Raw genomic sequence first — 19,703 nt, 5'->3', positions numbered from 1 at the left:
ATAAGTGATTATTTTGCAGCTGAAATGAGATTTACACAGGTAATGAATGATATTTATAAGATATTAGGAGAAGCAATAGAAATAAAAGATGAATAAAAGATATAATTTAATTTTAAGAAAAACTAAGATTATATAGGGAGGATAAAAGTGAATACAAGATACCTATCAAAATCGGCTGCAATAGCAGCTTTATATGTAATTTTAGTAGCACTTGAGATACCACTTGGTACATTAGCTTTTGGACCTGTACAGATAAGGGTGGCAGAAGCCTTGGTGCTATTGCCATTAATTGAAAGTGCGGCAATCCCAGGAGTATTTATTGGATGCTTATTGGCTAATACTATTCTGACTTTTACATCAGGATTTGGTTTGATTGATATAGTTGGTGGGAGTTTAGTTACATTAATTGCTGCTTACTTAACTAGTAAGATGCCTAATAAAATATTGGGTGTTATACCACCTGTAGCATTAAATGGACTAATTGTGTCAATATGGGTTGCAAAATTTACTAATTTTCCATACTGGCCTACAGTAGGTTTTATAGCTTTAGGAGAATTAATAGCTGTAGGGTTATTTGGTAGTATAGTTTTATATGCTTATGAAAGAATTAAAGATAGAATATAAAATGGCCGTGTAATACGGTCATTTTTTATATCTAGAAACAATAGTAATTAATTTACTTGTAAAAGAATTAGTTAAATTGTATAATTAAGTAGAAAATGTTTGAGGGGGAGTGTAATAGTTGCCTGATATATTGTCAAAGGAAAAAAAGAGAAAGAAGAATACAAGGTTAAGAAAATTTTTCTTCACTTTGTTAATTATCTTAACATTAGCTTTTATATCAGCTAAACAGTATTACATAAGTCAAACGCAACCCGTTGCTGTAAATAATATAAGTGAGGTTACTATTGTAATTCCGAAGGGAAGTTCGACATCAAAAATAGCATTGATATTAAAGGAAAATAATCTTATTAGAAATGAATTGTTATTTAAGTTTTTATGTAAAGTAGATGGAATAGATGGAAAATTAAAGGCAGGTAAATATAAATTAGATAATGGTATGACACCTAAAGAGATATTAAATAAACTAGTTGAAGGAGGAGTTCTAAAGGAAACAGTAAAGTTTACTATTCCGGAAGGGTTTGAGTTAAGAGAAATAGCTGATAGATTAGCTAATCAAAGGATAGTAAATAAAGAAGAATTTTTAAGTATGTGTGAAGACATATCGTATTTCTCTGATGAGTTTAACTTTTTAAATGAGTTACCAAATAACACTACTTTAGAAGGATATCTTTTTCCAGATACCTATGAAGTTTATAAAGATGCTACTGAGGAAGAGATAATAAGAAAAATGTTAAAAAGATTTGATGAAGTCTATAATGAAGATATAATAAAAAAAGCTAAGCAGCTAGATATGACTATAAATGAAGTAATTACTTTAGCCTCTATAATAGAGAGAGAGGCACAAGTTGATAGTGAGCGACCACTGATATCAGCTGTATTTCATAATAGATTGAACATAGGTATGAAGTTACAGTCGTGTGTAACTGTACAATATGCTTTAGGAGAAAGAAAACAAAGCCTTACTTATGATGACTTAGAAGTTGAATCAAAATATAATACTTATTTATATAAAGGATTGCCACCAGGACCAATTGCATCACCTGGAGCAGCCTCAATTGAAGCTGCTGTAAAACCAGCAGATGTTGATTATATTTATTTTGTGGCTAATGGAGATGGAACTCATACTTTTACTGATAATTATAAAGAGTTTTTGAAAGCAAAGCATGATGAGTAGTATACTTTTTAAAAGAAGAAAAATAATACGTGGTAGGGAACCACGTATTATTTATGTAAATAAGTAAAGGGAGAGATTAATTTGAGTAATATAAACGAAGAATATATAGAAGAGTATATTAGAAGCATATTACCAAAAAACGACGATTATTTAGTTGAATTAGAAAAATATTCTAAAGAAAATCATATCCCTATTGTTCATCCTGAAGTAGCAAATTTTTTAAAGGTTATGATAAAGATAACAAAAGCAGAAAAAATACTAGAATTGGGTACTGCTATTGGTTATTCGGCTTTGATAATGGCTAACGCTATGGAATCGAAGGGGAAAATTGTAACTATTGAAAGAAGAGAAGATATGATTGAATTAGCAAAGGAGAACATAAAAAATAGCGAAACGAATGTTGATATTGAGATAATAAAAGGTGAAGCACAGAAAGTTTTACCATCTATTAATGATGAGTTTGATTTAATATTCCTAGATGCAGCAAAAAGTAAGTATATGGATTTTCTTCCTTATTGTATTAATAATTTAAAGACTAGGGGTATAATAATATCAGACAACGTACTTTTTAAAGGGATGGTTGCTAATGACCAATTAGTCGTGAGAAGGAAGAAAACAATAGTTAGAAGAATGAGAGAATATCTAGAGTACATATCAAATAATGAAGAATTAGAAACAAGTGTAATACCAATTGGTGATGGTATAGCACTATCGTATAAAAAGGAGGTACAAAAATGAAAAAACCTGAATTACTAGCACCAGCAGGAAGTTTAGAAAAGTTGAAAATGGCTATTATTTATGGAGCAGATGCGGTATATCTAGGAGGGCAACAGTTTGGTTTAAGGGCAGCTGCTAAAAACTTTACATTAGAAGAAATTGAAGAGGGAGTAAAGTTTGCACATGATAGAGGAAAAAAGGTTTTTGTAACAGTTAATATTTTAGCTCATAATAATGATTTAAAAGGTATGCCAAATTATATTGAAAAGTTAAATGAAATAGGTGTAGATGCAGTTATAGTATCTGACCCTGGAGTTATAAACATTGTTAAAGAAGTGGCTCCAGATATGGAAATACATTTAAGTACACAAGCAAATATGACAAACTATGCATCTGCTAAGTTTTGGTATAACCAAGGTGTTAAAAGAATAGTTGTAGCTAGAGAATTATCGCTAAAAGAAATTAAAGAAATAATAGAAAACAAGCCAAAAGACTTAGAAATAGAAGCTTTTGTACATGGAGCTATGTGTATTTCTTATTCAGGTAGATGTTTATTAAGTAATTATATGGTAGGTAGAGATGCAAATAGAGGAGCATGTGCGCATCCTTGTAGGTGGAGATATTATTTAGTAGAAGAAAAAAGACCTGGAGAATACTTCCCAATTGAAGAAGATGAAAGAGGAACATTTATTTTTAATTCTAAGGATTTATGTATGATTGAGCATATTCCTGAGTTAATTGAAGCAGGAATTCATAGTTTCAAAATTGAAGGAAGAATGAAAAGTGCTTATTATGTTGCTACAATTGTAAGGGCATATAGAATGCTTATAGATAAATATCTTGATAATCCTAATGATTATGTTTATAATGATAAATGGTTAAATGAAATTAAAAAGGCTAGTCATAGGGATTTTACTACAGGATTTTATTTCGGAAAACCTACTGAAAAGGACCAATTATATACAAGTAGTTCATACATTAGGAATTATGATTTTGTAGGTTTAGTTTTAGATTATGACAAAGAAACAAATATAGCAACAATACAGCAAAGAAATAGGATGTTCCAAGGTGATGAAGTTGAAATATTTGGACCAAATAAAGAGCATTTTAACTATGTAATTGAAAAAATGTGGGATAAAGATGGAAATGAAATTGAAGTAGCACCGCATCCACAGCAAATAGTTAAAATGAAAATTGATGGAAATGTAGAACCTTGGGACATGCTCAGAAAAGCTAGAAAGGAATGATGTATTTGAAACGACCTATACTTATCGGAATAACAGGAGGAAGTGGTTCGGGCAAAAGTACGGTAGTAAGAAAGATTTTTTCTGAATTACCTGAAGAAAAAATAGTTATTATTGAGCAGGACTCATATTATAAAGATCAAAGTCATTTATCATTTGAAGAAAGAGTAAAAACAAATTATGACCATCCTTTAGCCTTTGATAATGATTTATTATTAGAACATTTAAAGATGATACTTGATGGAAAACCAATAGAAAAGCCATTATATGATTATGAATTACATAACAGAAAAGAAGAAACTGTTAGAGTTGAGCCTAGAGATATAATAATTCTTGAAGGAATACTTGTTTTAGATGATAAAAGAATTAGAGATTTACTAGATATGAAGATATTTGTTGATACTGATTCAGATGTTAGACTTGTCCGTAGGATTATAAGAGATATAAGGGATAGAGGTAGAACTTTAGAATCAGTAATCAATCAATATATGACTACAGTTAGACCAGCTCATATACAATTTATCGAACCATGTAAAAAATATGCTGATATTATAATTCCTGAGGGTGGTTATAACAAAGTAGCTATTGACCTTATGGTAACTAAAATTAAGTCAATTATAAGAGAAAAACAAAAATAGTATTATACCTCCTAGAGATGTTGGAAATAATTCTTATGTAGGCATCTTCAGGAGGTGTTTTTATGTCTAATAAAATAAGTAAAGATATCGTAAGAAGACTTTATATATTATCTTTCATTTCTCTGATGGTATTTTCAATATTACTAGGTAGGATTTTTTATATACAAGTTATTAAGGGAGAAAAGTATAAACATGCTGCAGAAAGCCAGAGGATTAGAAAGGTTAGAATACAACCAGCTAGAGGAATAATATACGACAGAAATTTAATTCCTTTAACTAACAGAAAAAGAATACCAACGATTATTGTATTTAAAGAGATAGTTAATGATGCTGAAGAAACTTTAGAATATTTAAAGGATATTACTGGACAAAGTAAAGATCAAATAAAAGAGTATATGGACAACTCAAAAAAAATAGTGGAAATACCTATAAAAAAATCTGAAATAACAAATTTAAAGAATAAAAAAGGGATACTTAAAGTGAATAAAGTTCTTAGGTACGAAAAAGATAATATATTAGCACATGTTATTGGATATATTAATAAAAGTGAAAATAAGGGACAAAGTGGAATAGAATTACTATATGATGACATATTAGCTATGAAAGATTTAAATATTGATGATGACTATGGAACTGTAAAAGTGACATTAGATGGAAAAAATAGATTGATACCAGGTTTTGGGTATAAAACTGTTACTAGTACTGATAGAGATATTACTAATAGTGTTAAATTAACGATAGATTATCATATACAAAAACTTGTTGAGAATATAATGGATGTTGAAAAAAAGAATGGTGCTGTGATAGTAGCTGAAGTAGAAACTGGTAACATAGTAGCGATGGTTAGTAGGCCTAACATAGACCAAGATAATATTTCAGCACACTATAATAGCCAAATGAATGACTGCTATAATAAAGCTATTCAGTATCCTTATCCACCAGGTTCTTTATTTAAAATAGTTGTGCTTTTATCTGCACTTGAAGAAGAAAAGGTTTCTCTCGATGAAGAGTTTGTTTGTAGCGGATATGAAGAAGTGGGTAGTACGATTATTAAGTGTCATACATATAATACTGGTGGTCATGGATGTATTAATGTACAGGAAGCATTTTACGATTCATGTAATTCTGTGTTTATAAAATTAGGAAAAAGGGTTGGCGCTAAAAAGATTATAGAGACTGCTAAAAAACTGGGTTTTGGTGAAAAAATAGGTATAGGGTTAGAAGAGGAAAAGGCAGGAAGATTACCTAAAGGAGATGAGCTTTTCGGGCCTGCTATTGGGAACATTTCTATAGGTCAAGGAACAATAGAAGTAACACCATTACAAATAACTAATATGATGATGGTTATAGCTAATAATGGAATTCAAAAGGATATGAGACTTATTGAAGGTATAGTAACAGAAAGAGGTAATATGGTCAAAAAATATAGAAGTAACGAAGAAAAAATAGTAATTCAACCAAAATACAATAATATATTAATGGAATACATGGAAGATGTAATAGAAAAAGGAACTGCCAAAAACATATCATTAGATGATATTGGAGGAGGTGGGGGAAAGACTGGGTCAGCTCAAGCTATTTTAAATGGTAATGAAACTATACATGCTTGGTTTAGTGGATATTTTCCTAAGGAGAAACCTAAATATGTAATTACCGTACTTATAGAAGAAGGTATTTCAGGAGGAAAATGTGCAGCACCAATTTTTGAAAAAATAGCAAGAGGTATAACTTTATTAGGCAAATAAATATAAATGTACGTGCACACTTTCAGGGGATACAGCATATAATTTAATGTGACCCATATAGTGGAGGTGTGCATTTTAATGTGGAGCACTTTTATTATGATATTGAGTAATATCATACACCCTTTTATACCTCATATAGGATATATATCTAATAATAACTCTTTTCCACAGCCTTTATCTCCAGAAGAGGAAGAAGAACTATTGATAGCTTATGAAAACGGTGATGAAGAAGCTAAAAACATACTAATAGAAAGAAATCTACGTTTAGTTGCTCATATTGTAAAGAAATATCACAATACAGGTAGGGATACTGACGACCTTATTTCAATAGGGACTATTGGATTAATAAAAGCAATTACAACATTTGATAGAAATAAGGGTACGCGTCTTGCGACATACGCTGCAAGATGTATAGATAATGAGATATTGATGACAATACGTTCTAGTAAAAAGATAAAGTCAGAGGTTTCCTTACAAGACCCAATTGGTGTAGATAAAGAAGGTAATGAAATTTCTTTAATAGACATATTGGGTTCAGATGCTGACCAAATAATTGATGAAGTAAATTTGAAAATGCAGATAAAAAAGTTATACAGTAAGATGAACAAGGTTTTAAAAGGGAGAGAAAAAACAATTATAGAGTTAAGATACGGATTAACTAATTATGGGTGTAAGACCCAAAGAGAGATAGCTAAAATGTTAGGAATTTCTAGGTCTTATGTTTCGAGAATAGAAAAGAGGGCAGTAGAAAAATTAAATAAAGCATTTAATTGTAAGTAAAAAGAAACACTGCTAAAGGTAGTGTTTCTTTTTTATTACTTATTATTAATAGAATCTAGAAAAGTTAGAGTTTTATATTCATTACAGAGCTTGACCAAATTTGTAATGCTTTTTTCATACGTGTATGCATTGTTGTGTTTAAAAACAAGATTAAAATCTGAATCGAAAATTAAAATAACATTCTTATTTTTTGCTATCCACAAAGGAAAAGTAGCCATGATATCACAACTTTCTATATAAAATTAATCTTTATATATTTTATGAAGCTTGATAACAGAGTGTTAAAAGATAACAACTAACTTTAATATAGAAAATCAGAGGATGAATAATGCAATAATTACTAGCAAATACTATTCAGAGGAATAAATAGAGAGAAATATAATCAGCGAGGTGAATATTATTTATGGGTGTGAGAATAGAGCATACAGAAGAAGAGAATTATAAAAAACTAGATGAAATTATAGATAGATATAAAGACCAAGAGGGAATGCTTATACGAATATTGCAAAAAGCTCAAGATGTATTTGGATATTTACCAAGAGAAGTACAATCATACATTTCAGAGAGACTTAATATACCAATTTCAACGATAAATGGTGTTGTAAGCTTTTACTCATTATTTTCCCAAGAGCCTAGAGGAAAATACACTATAGGTGTATGTATGGGTACTGCTTGTTACGTAAAAGGTGCTCAAGAAGTTTTAGACGCTATAAAAGATGAATTACAAATAGATGTAGGAGATACTACTATGGATAGACTGTTTACATTAAAGGCTACAAGATGTATAGGTGCTTGTGGTTTAGCACCTGTTATAACTATAAATGATGAGGTTTACGGAAGACTAACACCATCAGATGTACCATCAATTCTATATAAATACATTAAAACAAATAAGAAATCACAATTAGATAGACAGGGGTGAAAAAGTTGAATATAACGCCTATTAAATCACAAGAGGAATTAAAGAAAGTAAGAGAAGAGACCTATAATAACATGAGATTGCGTTTTAAAGATACTAATATTGAAAAAGAAATCGAAAAATATCATATTTTAGTATGTGCAGGAACAGGGTGTACATCATCAAAGAGCGATGCAGTAAGAGAGAGGTTACATAAAGAAATTAAAAAGCGAAATCTAAGCGATAAGGTAAAAGTATTTAAAACTGGATGCTTTGGTTTTTGTAAACTTGGCCCTATAGTGGTTGTACATCCAGATAGAACTTTTTATATAAAAGTAGAAGCTAAAGATGTTGACGAAATACTAGATAGTCACATAGGTAAAGGTCAAGTAGTGGAAAGATTATTATATAAGTCAGTAAATAATGACGAGGTTCAGAAAACAATAGATGAAATAGATTTTTTCAATCATCAAATGAGAATAGCACTCAGAAATTGTGGAGTTATTAATCCTGAAGATATTAAAGAATATATAGCAATGGGAGGATATAATAATTTAGCTAATATATTGACAAACAAAACTCCACCAACAGATATAATTGAAGAATTAAAAAAATCAGGATTACGAGGTCGTGGTGGAGGAGGTTTCTTAACAGGACAAAAATGGGAATATGCATATAATTATGAAGGTAACAAGAAATTTGTATTGTGTAACGCTGATGAAGGAGACCCTGGTGCTTTTATGGACCGCTCAATATTAGAAGGTGATCCACACAGTGTTATTGAAGCGATGATTATAGCAGGATATTGTATTGGTGCACATCAAGGATATGTTTATGTAAGAGCTGAGTATCCAATTGCAGTTGATAGATTAGAAATAGCGATAGACCAAGCTAAAAAGGCAGGTTTATTAGGGCAAAATATTTTTGGAAGTGGTTTTGACTTTGATTTAGACATTAGATTAGGCGCTGGAGCATTTGTATGTGGTGAGGAGACAGCATTGATTCAATCTGTTATGGGTATGAGAGGTGAACCTAGACCAAGGCCTCCGTTTCCTGCTGAAGTCGGTTTATGGGAAAAACCTACACTTAATAATAATGTGGAGACCTTTGCTAATATACCTGTAATTTTAGAAAAGGGAGCAGATTGGTTTGCCAGTATAGGTACGGAGAACAGCAAAGGAACTAAGGTATTTGCTTTAGCTGGACAGATTAATAATACTGGTTTAATTGAAGTTCCTATGGGTACTACTCTACGTACTATTATATATGACATAGGTGGAGGTATCCATGATAATAAACAATTTAAAGCAGCTCAAACGGGAGGCCCATCAGGTGGATGTATACCTGCTGATTACTTAGATATAAAAATTGATTTTGATACACTTGCAGACATTGGGTCAATGATGGGTTCTGGCGGTATGATTATTATGGATGAAAGTGATTGTATGGTTGATATAGCAAGATTTTATTTAGAATTCGCACAAGATGAGTCCTGTGGCAAATGTGTACCATGTAGAGTTGGTACAAGAAGAATATTAGAGATACTTAAAAAGATTACTAAAGGGAAAGGTGAGATGGAGGACTTAAAGATATTAGAAGACTTATGTTATGATATTAAAGATTCTTCATTGTGTGGATTAGGTCAATCAGCACCTAACCCAGTATTAAGTACATTACAGTATTTTAAAGATGAATATATAAAGCACATTAAAGATAAGGAATGTCCTGCTGGTGTATGTAACGACTTATTAAAAGTAGTAATTTCAGACGAAAAGTGTGTTGCTTGTGGAATATGTGCCAGAGTATGTCCTGTAAATGCTATTACAGGAGAAAATAAGAACCCTCCATTTCATATACATCAAGATGTTTGCATAAAATGTGGGGCGTGTATTCCTAAGTGTCCTGTAGATGCAATATATAAAAGATAAAGGTAGGTGAGATGAGTGGAGAATAGAAGAGAAAGTGAAGAATTAAAAGTTGCAGAAGAAAAAGTAACTATAAATATAGATGGTAAAGATTATCAGGTTCCTAAAGGTATTAGTGTCCTTGAAGCTGCTCGGATGGTAAATATAGAAATACCAAGCTTATGTTATTTAAAGGATATTAATGAAGTAGGTACATGTAGAGTATGTGTTGTTGAGATTGAAGGTACCCGTAACCTTCAAGCCTCATGTGTTTATCCAGTAAGAGAAGGATTGAAAGTTAGAACTAATACTGAGAGAGTAAGACGTGCGAGGAAAACAGCAGTTACTCTACTTTTATCTAATCACAATAGGGAGTGTACTACTTGTATAAGAAATTTAAACTGTGAACTTCAAAATCTTGCAGATAGCTTAGGAATTAGAAATATCCCTTATACTGGTGAAAAAAAAGATTATGGATTTTTTGATAATAACCCAGCTATACAAAGGGACTATAATAAATGTATTAACTGCAGAAGATGTATGGCTATTTGCAATAAGATACAAGAGTGTTACGTTTATTCACCATTAAATAGAGGTCTTAATACAATAATAGCTCCAGCCTTCCAAAAAGATTTGTCTGAAGTAAGCTGTATAATGTGCGGTCAATGTGTATTAGCATGTCCAACAGCATCACTTACAGAGAAAGAATATATTAAAGAAGTGTGGGAAGTTATATCAGACTCTAATAAGCATGTAGTAGTACAAACAGCACCATCAATACAAGTAACTATAGGAGAAGAATTTGGCATGCCAGTAGGTTCATTTGTTGCAGGTAAGTTGGTAGCTGCACTAAGAAGATTGGGATTTGATAAAGTATTTGCTACTGATGTAACTGCAGATTTAACGATATTAGAAGAAGGTAACGAACTTATGGAAAGAGTATTACATGAGCCTGAAAAGCTACCATTACTATCTTCATGCTGTCCAGGATGGGTAAAATATGCAGAACATTTTTATCCAGAGTTTTTACCACATCTTTCTTCTACCAAATCACCTCATGAAATGTGTGGGGCATTAACAAAGACATGGTATGCTAAAAAATATGGTATAGACCCTTCAACTATTGTTAATGTTGCTATAATGCCTTGTACAGCTAAGAAATATGAAGCAGCACGACCAGAAATGGAATCAGACGGATATAGAAATGTAGACTATGTATTAACTACAAGGGAATTAGCTAGAATGATAAGACAAGTAGGGATTGATTTTGTAAATTTACCCGATGAAGAATATGATGAACCCTTTGACCAATATAGTGGTGCAGGCATGATTTTTGGAGCTACAGGTGGAGTATTAGAGGCTGCTGTTCGTACGGCTCATAAGTTAATAACAGGAGATGAAATGCCGGTACCTGATTATGAAGATGCTAGGGGACTAAGGGGATTAAAATATGGTAAAGTTAATCTTGGGGATAGAACAATCACTATTGCTATAGCCCATGGAACAGGCAATGCAAAAAAAGCATTAGAAGCTTTTAAAAGCGGAGAGAAAAAATTTGATTACATGGAAGTTATGGCATGTCCAGGAGGATGTGTCGGTGGTGGAGGACAACCAATATTGAGCAGTAGAGATTATAAATATATTTCATTGAGTTATAGACATAATCGTGCAGATGCATTATACAATGTAGACAGAGGTAAGAAGATAAGAAGGTCTCACGAAAATCCACGGGTACAACAAATCTATAAAGAATTTTTAGGGGAACCATTATCGGTTGTTGCTAAAAAATATCTTCATACAACATATGTTGAAAGGGGTAGACATCCTTATTTAGTAGAAGATAAACCTTATGAAGGTTTCGATGAAAGATACTAACGATGGAAATAATAAAAATGATTTCCGAGGTAATAGTAATAATACGATATAATTAAACAAAATAAGACTATATAGATACATCTAAAGTGAAATATGTAATATTATGTATAATTATTTTATTTAATTAAAGATACTGTTATATTAATGCAGTATCTTTTTATATATAATTTTTATAATAAAAATTTAAATAAAAAATGCATTTTAGATATGTGATATTATAAATGTATAAGAGAGGTGAAAGGGTGAATAAATTACTTCAACCAAATATGTATGTAAAATCTGTATTTGATATTGACTTATTAAAATTAAAAGATAAGGGTATAGATTCGATTATAGTAGATATTGATAATACACTAGTTTCATGGAATACGAAATATGCAACTGAAAATGTTATTAATTGGTTTAAAAAGGTGAAAAATATGGGTTTTAAAATATGTATAGTTTCAAATGCAACAAAAACTAGAGTTGTAAAGTTTAATGAAGAAGTCAAGGTATTAGCTATTCACAGAGCTATAAAGCCTAGAAAAAAAGCTTTTCTAGAAGCTATAAATAAAATGGATACACAAACATTTAAAACAGCAATGATTGGCGACCAAATATTTACTGATATTTTAGGAGGAAATAGAGTAGGATTATTTACTATATTAGTTACGCCGTTAAGCAAAAAGGAATTAATTTTAACAAAATTCATAAGAAAAATCGAAAAAATAGTTTTAAGAGATATACTTGAGGAGGGTAATAGATGAAGATAGATGCAAATACTGAACTATATTGTTTAATTGGACATCCTGTGTCAAAGAGTTTATCACCCTTTATACATAACACTAGTTTTGAAGAAAATGGGTTAAATGCTAAATATATGGTGTTTGATGTCAAACCTAATGATTTAAGAAAAGCAATAGATGGTATTAAAGCTTTAGGTATTAAAGGGTTTAATGTTACGATACCCCATAAAATTGAAATTATAAAATACTTAGATGATATTAGCAAAGAATCGAAGTTAATTGGAGCAGTTAATACAGTAAAAAATGATAATGGTAAGCTTATAGGTTACAATACTGATGGCTTAGGTTTTATTAAATCATTAAAAGTACATGATGTTGTTGTTAAAAGAAAAAAAGTATTAATATTGGGAGCAGGAGGAGCAGCTCATGCTATTGCTATGATGTTAGCAAAAGAAGGTGCAAATGAAATAATAATCTTGAATAGAACTGAAAAAAAAGCTAAAAAGCTAATAGAGAAGATAAAAAATATATATCCAAACATAAAAGGGAGATATGGGGGATTAAATTCAAGAGAAATCAATTATCAAGACGTTGATATAATTATTAATTGTACTTCTATAGGTATGTATCCAAACAGTAATCAATCACCAATCAAAAAAAATAATTTAAATAAAAATATGCTAGTCTATGATATTGTATATAAGCCAAGAATTACTAAATTATTAAAAGACGCAGAAGAAAAAGGGTGCAAAGTTATTGGTGGATTAGATATGCTATTATATCAAGCAATATTAAGTGAAGAGATTTGGTTTAAACAAATATTTGACATAAATAGCATAAAATTAAATATGAATAAGAAGGAATTTCTATAGAAAGGTAGAATACTATATTAAGTGAGAATTAGACAGTTATAGTCGAAAGATGAAAAAATAGTAGGTGAAATGATGAAAATTGGATTAAATGATAAGATGAAGTTAGGCGACCTATTAAAGTCAGTAGGGAAAATTACAGATGAACAATTAAGTGATGCGTTAAATATTCAAAAGAATTCTGGTAAAAAATTAGGTGAAATATTAGTAGAAAAGGGGTATGTTACAGAGCTTGATATAATACAGGTTTTAGAATTTCAGTTCGGTATTCCACATATAGACTTGAATAATTATATTATTGACCCTGAGATACCTAAACTAATAACAGAAAACTTAGCTAAAAGGCACTTAGTTATACCTATTAAAAAAGATAGAGGAAAGCTGATAGTGGCGATGGCTGACCCATTAAATGTTTTTGCGATAGATGATATTGAAATGGGAACTAATTTAAAGGTTGAACCTGCCATTTCTACAAAAAAAGATATATCAAACGCTATTGAGCAGTACTATGGAAAGCAAAGTGCGGAAAAGGCTATAGAAGATTTTAAAAGACAATATGAAGTAGAAAACATTGAAGAGATAGACGAAGAAATATTAAATGAAATAAACAATGCTCCAGCCGTTAGGCTTGTAAACTCGATAATAAGACAAGCTGTAAAGGCTAGAGCTAGTGACATACACATAGAACCTTATGAAAATTTGTTAAGAGTAAGATTTAGAATAGATGGAAGTTTACAAGAGATAATGACACCTGCCAAGTCAACTCACTCTGCTATAGTAACTAGAATTAAGATAATGGGAAAAATGAATATAGCAGAAAAAAGGATTCCTCAGGATGGCAGGATTGAAACAAATGTAGATGGACGAGAGGTAGATTTACGTATATCAATATTGCCAACTGTATATGGTGAGAAGATTGTTATAAGAATTTTAGATAGAAGCAATTTCTTGTTAAAGAAATCTCAACTAGGATTTACAGAGAAAAATCTAATGCTCTTTGATAATATTATTAAGAATCCTAATGGTATAATTTTAGTTACTGGTCCAACTGGTAGCGGAAAAACAACCACATTGTATAGTACATTAAGTGAGCTAAACACAGTTAATAAAAATATAATAACTGTTGAAGACCCAGTAGAGTATAAACTAGATGGTATCAATCAAGTACAAGTTAATAATAAAACAGGGTTAACATTTGCTAACGGACTTAGAGCTATACTTAGGCAAGATCCAGATATTATAATGGTAGGTGAGATTAGAGATATTGAAACTGCACAAATTGCAGTAAGGGCAGCTATTACAGGGCATCTTGTAATAAGCACTATGCATACTAATGATGCTCCATCGACAATCACTAGATTACTAGATATGGGAATACAACCTTATTTGATTTCTTCTTCAATGGTAGGGGTTGTAGCTCAGAGATTAGTTAGAAAAATATGCGATAGATGTAAGTATCAATATTTACCAAGTGAAAAAGAAATGAAGCTATTAGGAATAAATGATGAAACACCTTTGTATAAAGGCAAGGGATGTAGTCATTGCTATTATACAGGATACAAGGGTAGAACAGCTATACATGAAGTTATGCCAATAGATAAAAAAATAAGAGATTTAATAAATAATAAAATTAGTATTGATAGTATAAAAAACGAAGCAATTGAAAGTGGGATGACAACTTTAAGAGAAAATTGCACAGAATTGGTATTAAAAGGAGAAACAACAGTTGAAGAATTATTAAGGGTAACTTATACTTTAGAGTAGGTGATTTTTAATGGAATTGAATGAGTTATTAAGAAAAACTGTAGAAATGAAAGCATCTGACTTACATATTACAGTTGGATTTCCTCCAGTTATGAGAATCAACGGAGAACTTGTTGTATGTAATGAAGATAACTTAACTCCAAATGATAATTATGATTTAGTAAAGCAAATGTTAAGTGAAGAGCAATTCAAAACTTTAGAGAGAGAAGGCGAATTAGATTTATCATATTCTCAAAGAGGATTAGGAAGATTTAGAGTAAATGTATATAAGCAAAGAGGAACTTATGGTATGGCCATAAGAACTGTATCGTTAAAGATACCAACAATAGAAGAACTTGGATTACCACCAATAGTGAAAGAGTTATCTAGAAAGAAAAGAGGACTTATATTAGTTACTGGTCCAACAGGCAGTGGAAAGTCTACAACATTAGCATCGATGATAAACACTATAAACAATGAAAGGAATTGTCACATATTAACACTAGAAGACCCAATTGAGTATTTACATAAACATAACAAGAGTATAGTTAACCAAAGAGAAGTGGGAACAGATACAATATCCTTTGCTAATGGATTAAGATCAGCATTAAGACAAGACCCAGATGTTATTTTAGTGGGGGAAATGAGAGATTTAGAGACTATATCTACAGCTATAACAGCTGCTGAAACTGGACATTTAGTGCTTTCAACGTTGCATACAATAGGAGCAGCTAAAACAGTTGATAGAATTATAGATGTATTTCCACCTCATCAGCAGCAACAGATAATGGTTCAACTGTCTAATGTAATAGAAGGTGTAATTTCTCAACAGTTGTTACCTAAAGCTGATGGAAGTGGTAGAGCAGTTGCATTAGAAATCATGGTAGCTACTCCAGCTATAAGGAACCTTATTAGAGAAGGAAAAACCCATCAAATACAAACGGCTATACAAACTGGAACTAAATATAATATGGTAACAATGGATAATTCACTACTGGAGTTGTATAGAAAGGGGATTATAAGTAGAGATACAATACTAAATTATTCAGTTGATAAAGAGATGGTAAAAAGATTTTTAGGTATATAACTAAATTTATTGAGGGGTGGATATATGCCCACATATAAATATAAAGCAATAAAGGTATCAGGAGATAGAACAACAGGAACTTTTACTGCTAATTCAAAGCGAGAAGTTGTATCAATGCTTAAGGAAAAAAACTATTATCCTGTTGAGATTAAAGAGGTAGTAGAAGCAAAGAATATAGAGTTTTTTAGTTTTTTAAATAAAGTTAAAACAAAAGATATAGCAATATTTTGTAGACAGTTTTATACTATGCTCGATGCAGGAGTTACTATTATTAATTGTCTTGATATATTAAGTAAGCAGACGGAAAATAAGAAATTAAGACAGGAAATAATTAAAATATACGATGAAGTACAGAAGGGATTGACTTTATCAGAGGCATTAAAAAAGCACAATGAAGTATTTCCAGATTTGCTTATAAATATGGTTGAAGCAGGAGAGGTAAGTGGTAACTTAGATGTTATAATGGATAGAATGGCTATTCATTATGAAAAGGAAAATAAGATTTCAAATAAAGTTAAAAGTGCTATGGTATATCCTATAATCTTAAGTATAATATCGTTAGTGGTTGTGATATTTCTATTAACTGTAGTTATGCCAAACTTTATAAGTATGTTTGAAGGAACAGGTGTTGAGTTACCATTACCTACAAGAATTTTATTAGATATAAGTGATGGAATAAAGAAAACTTGGTATATAATAGCTTTATTCTTGTTTATTCTAGGGTATATATTTAATAAATATAAAAAAAGTGAAAGAGGCAAGAGATATTTTGATAATTTAAAATTTAAAATACCAATAGTAAAAAATACTACTGAAAAGGTAGTAACTTCGAGATTTACTAGAACACTTTCTACACTACTTGGAAGTGGAGTTTCCCTCATACAGTCATTAGATATAGTAGCAAATGTCGTAGGAAATAAAGTAGTAGCAGATGGAATACTTCAAGCTAAAGAAGATGTAAGAAAGGGAATAAGCTTAGCAGAACCTATAAAAAATATAAGAGTATTTCCACCTATGGTTGTTTCAATGATAATGATAGGTGAGGAATCAGGTTCCCTTGAAGAAATATTGGACAAGACTGCAGACTTTTATGATGATGAAGTAGAAGCGGCGATGGAAAAGATGACAACAGCTCTAGAGCCATTGATGATAGTATTTATGGCTATTATAATAGGAGCAATAGTTATTGCAATGGTATTACCGATGTTTAATATGGTGAACACGTTACAGTTTTAAAAACAATTCTAAATTGTGAATGTTAAATGTTAAATTAAAAGATTAATTAAGATAGTAGCTAGGAGAAAGTGGTTAGTAGTTAATATATTAATACAAGAAACTGAAAAATTTAGAAGAATAAGATTTAAGATACTAGATTAGTTTTTTATCTGCTTAAAAAATACACTTAAAATAATTTAGAATTTACAATTTAAAATTTAGAATTGTTCTTTTGAAGGGAGGTGAAAAGAATGTTAAAGGCGATAGCTAAAAGACTTAAGAATAATAAAGGTTTTACATTAGTAGAGCTTATTGTAGTTCTTGCTGTGCTAGGTATTTTGGCAGCTATAGCAGTACCAAATTTATCAGGTGTTCAAGAGGATGCAAAGTGGAAAGCAGACATAGCTACTGCTGCTAACTTAGCTAAAGCAGGAGAAATGTATGTACAAATGAATGATGTTGAAGATGATAGTGATTTGTCAACAGAATTAGAAGAAGGTGCTTATGTTAACAGTAATGATTTAAAACCACAGTACTTAAAAGATAGTGATGCTAGATTTGTTATTGAGGTAAGCGGTGGTTCAGTATCTGTTCATTATAATAACTCTGATAAAACTGAACTATATCCAAGCCAAGGTGATAAACCAGATCAAGATGAGGAAATTGGTAATTAATAAATTTTTTAACTCTTGAAATGAGGAAGTCATATGTTTGTACTATTGATTACATCCCTAATAGTAGGTTCATTCCTCAATGTATGCATATATCGCATACCTAGAGGAGAATCAATTGCATATCCTCCATCGCATTGCCCAAAATGTGATAGTAAATTAAAACCTATAGACCTTATACCAATATTAAGCTTTATAATTAATAAAGGCAAATGTAGATACTGTGGGGAGCCCATTTCCCTACAGTATCCATTAATCGAAGCTTTAAATGCTATTTTATATATTATTTTATATTTAAAATTTGGATTTTCACTTGAATTTTTACAGTATGCTTTGCTTTCAAGCTTGCTTATAGTTATAAGTACCATAGATTATCATTATAAAATTATTCCAGATAAACTAATTATCTTTGGGATAATCTGTAGACTACTTTTAATTACATTATATAACTTTAAACCCAATATTATAAATGGGACTATAGGACTATTGATAGGTGGAGGTATATTCCTGGTCATAGCGATTATAACGAATGGTGCTATGGGTGGAGGAGACATAAAATTAATGGCAATGTTAGGTCTGTGGTTAGGATGGAAATACATTTTACTTACAACATTACTTTCATTTGTAATAGGTGCTATTATATCTATGCTTTTATTAATATTTAAAGTCAAAAGTAGAAAAGACTTTATTCCTTTTGGACCATTTATTTCAATAGCGGCTTATATAGCTGCTGTATATGGAAACGAACTTATACAATTTTATATAAACAACATATTAATGTAATTGCAGAGGTTTTTACCTCTGCTGTAGTTTATATGATGATTTTTATACATCTTGAGAGGTGAAAATTTTGTTTGATAAAAGAGTCATATCAGTAGATTTAGGTAATGCTTATACCAAAATTATAGAAGGTAAGCAAATTAGAGATACTGTACTTGTTAATCAAGCTATAAAAATTAAAACTCCTGATAATTCCGTTGAAAATGGAAAATTAATAAATAAAGAGAAAATAAAGAACTTTTTAAATAACGTTATAAAGGAAAATAAAATTAAATCAAAAAAAGTAGTTTTTACTATCCAAAGCACATCAGTAATAACTAGGGAAATGATATTACCTTATGCTAAACCCAATGAACTAGAGAACATTGTAAAAAACGAAGTAGAGCAGTACTTACCTATAATGTTAGATGACTATGTAATTCAGTTTATGATATTAGACGAAATAAAAGAAGAAAGAAATAAGCAACTAAAAGTACAAGTTACAGCCTTACCTAAGTATATTATAGAAGCCTGTCTGGATATTATAAAAGACCTCAAATTAAAACCACTAGCATTAGATATAAATTCAAATTCAGTATCTAAATTGTTTAATAAGGGATTAAAAATAAATGATGAAAAATACAGTAATGATAAAACTGTTGCTACAATAGATTTAGGGCATAATTATATAAATGTAAATATCATTAAAGATGGTAAATCTTTATTTAGTAGAGTTATAACTAAAGGTGGAAAAGACATAGATATTCGATTGGCGAATTCATTTAATTTATCATTAGAAGATGCAGAAAGAAGAAAAATTAATAACTACAATATTGATGAGTTTGAAGCTGATGATATTACTTCTTCTATGTTGAATGAAATAGTAAATAATACAATAGATGAATGGATAAATGAAATTGGTAGAGTGTTTCAATATTATATGAGTAGAGAAAGAAATTTTAAAATAGATATGATTTATTTATATGGAGGTAGTTCTAAACTAAAAGGATTAGAGAATATTTTAGCAGAACAGCT

At 30.5% G+C, this 19,703-nt stretch carries 18 protein-coding genes; all 18 read left to right on the top strand.

What is annotated here, in order from left to right:
* Positions 1-147 precede the first annotated feature (147 nt).
* Complete coding sequence (locus L21TH_RS09245) at positions 148-624, top strand: QueT transporter family protein (RefSeq protein ID WP_006314623.1); 477 nt, start codon at positions 148-150, stop codon at positions 622-624.
* Positions 625-742: 118 nt separating this feature from the next.
* The gene (gene mltG, locus L21TH_RS09240; protein WP_006314621.1) at positions 743-1,798 is read left to right on the top strand and encodes an endolytic transglycosylase MltG; all 1,056 of its coding nucleotides are present in this window, start codon (positions 743-745) and stop codon (positions 1,796-1,798) included.
* 81 nt (positions 1,799-1,879) lie between these two features.
* Positions 1,880-2,536 carry an O-methyltransferase gene (locus tag L21TH_RS09235; protein ID WP_006314618.1) on the top strand — a complete coding sequence of 219 codons (657 nt, stop codon included), beginning with the start codon at positions 1,880-1,882 and terminating at the stop codon, positions 2,534-2,536.
* On the top strand, positions 2,533-3,762 hold the full coding sequence (locus L21TH_RS09230; RefSeq protein ID WP_006314617.1) for a peptidase U32 family protein: 1,230 nt from the start codon (positions 2,533-2,535) through the stop codon (positions 3,760-3,762). Before L21TH_RS09235 ends, L21TH_RS09230 begins: the two co-directional genes overlap by 4 nt.
* 5 nt (positions 3,763-3,767) lie before the next feature.
* Positions 3,768-4,397 (top strand): uridine kinase, encoded by a 630-nt coding sequence (gene udk, locus L21TH_RS09225; RefSeq protein ID WP_006314616.1) that lies wholly within the window; start codon positions 3,768-3,770, stop codon positions 4,395-4,397.
* Between the two features lie 62 nt (positions 4,398-4,459).
* The gene (locus L21TH_RS09220) at positions 4,460-6,142 is read left to right on the top strand and encodes a peptidoglycan D,D-transpeptidase FtsI family protein (protein ID WP_006314615.1); all 1,683 of its coding nucleotides are present in this window, start codon (positions 4,460-4,462) and stop codon (positions 6,140-6,142) included.
* 96 nt (positions 6,143-6,238) lie between these two features.
* A complete protein-coding gene (gene sigK, locus L21TH_RS09215; RefSeq protein WP_205617980.1) occupies positions 6,239-6,922 on the top strand; it encodes an RNA polymerase sporulation sigma factor SigK in 684 nt (227 codons plus the stop codon).
* A 403-nt stretch (positions 6,923-7,325) separates the two neighbouring features.
* Entirely contained in the window at positions 7,326-7,844 is a 519-nt protein-coding gene (locus tag L21TH_RS09210; protein ID WP_006314612.1) for an NADH-quinone oxidoreductase subunit NuoE family protein, read from the top strand.
* Between the two features lie 5 nt (positions 7,845-7,849).
* Positions 7,850-9,748 (top strand): NADH-quinone oxidoreductase subunit NuoF, encoded by a 1,899-nt coding sequence (locus tag L21TH_RS09205; protein ID WP_006314606.1) that lies wholly within the window; start codon positions 7,850-7,852, stop codon positions 9,746-9,748.
* Between the two features lie 15 nt (positions 9,749-9,763).
* On the top strand, positions 9,764-11,599 hold the full coding sequence (locus tag L21TH_RS09200) for an NADH-dependent [FeFe] hydrogenase, group A6 (protein WP_006314604.1): 1,836 nt from the start codon (positions 9,764-9,766) through the stop codon (positions 11,597-11,599).
* 242 nt (positions 11,600-11,841) lie between these two features.
* Positions 11,842-12,345, top strand: a complete 504-nt coding sequence (locus L21TH_RS09195; RefSeq protein ID WP_006314602.1) for a YqeG family HAD IIIA-type phosphatase — start codon at positions 11,842-11,844, stop codon at positions 12,343-12,345.
* Positions 12,342-13,196, top strand: a complete 855-nt coding sequence (gene aroE / locus L21TH_RS09190; RefSeq protein ID WP_006314600.1) for a shikimate dehydrogenase — start codon at positions 12,342-12,344, stop codon at positions 13,194-13,196. Before L21TH_RS09195 ends, aroE begins: the two co-directional genes overlap by 4 nt.
* A 72-nt stretch (positions 13,197-13,268) precedes the next feature.
* Positions 13,269-14,957, top strand: a complete 1,689-nt coding sequence (gene gspE / locus L21TH_RS09185) for a type II secretion system ATPase GspE (RefSeq protein WP_006314597.1) — start codon at positions 13,269-13,271, stop codon at positions 14,955-14,957.
* Positions 14,958-14,967: 10 nt separating this feature from the next.
* Positions 14,968-16,023 carry a type IV pilus twitching motility protein PilT gene (locus L21TH_RS09180; protein WP_006314596.1) on the top strand — a complete coding sequence of 352 codons (1,056 nt, stop codon included), beginning with the start codon at positions 14,968-14,970 and terminating at the stop codon, positions 16,021-16,023.
* A gap of 24 nt (positions 16,024-16,047) precedes the next feature.
* Positions 16,048-17,259, top strand: a complete 1,212-nt coding sequence (locus L21TH_RS09175; RefSeq protein WP_006314595.1) for a type II secretion system F family protein — start codon at positions 16,048-16,050, stop codon at positions 17,257-17,259.
* A 230-nt stretch (positions 17,260-17,489) separates the two neighbouring features.
* Positions 17,490-17,912, top strand: coding sequence for a type II secretion system protein (locus L21TH_RS13840; protein WP_006314594.1), 423 nt, complete (start codon positions 17,490-17,492; stop codon positions 17,910-17,912).
* 33 nt (positions 17,913-17,945) lie between these two features.
* Positions 17,946-18,692 (top strand): prepilin peptidase, encoded by a 747-nt coding sequence (locus L21TH_RS09165; protein WP_006314593.1) that lies wholly within the window; start codon positions 17,946-17,948, stop codon positions 18,690-18,692.
* A 67-nt stretch (positions 18,693-18,759) separates the two neighbouring features.
* The coding region (gene pilM, locus L21TH_RS09160) for a type IV pilus assembly protein PilM (RefSeq protein WP_034429841.1) at positions 18,760-19,703 on the top strand (944 nt) is incomplete at its 3' end.

This window comes from Caldisalinibacter kiritimatiensis (genome assembly GCF_000387765.1).
GTDB classification, from domain to species: domain Bacteria; phylum Bacillota; class Clostridia; order Tissierellales; family Caldisalinibacteraceae; genus Caldisalinibacter; species Caldisalinibacter kiritimatiensis.
The sequence above is the reverse complement of the archived record's forward strand: the minus strand, read 5'-3'. Positions and strand labels throughout refer to the sequence as shown.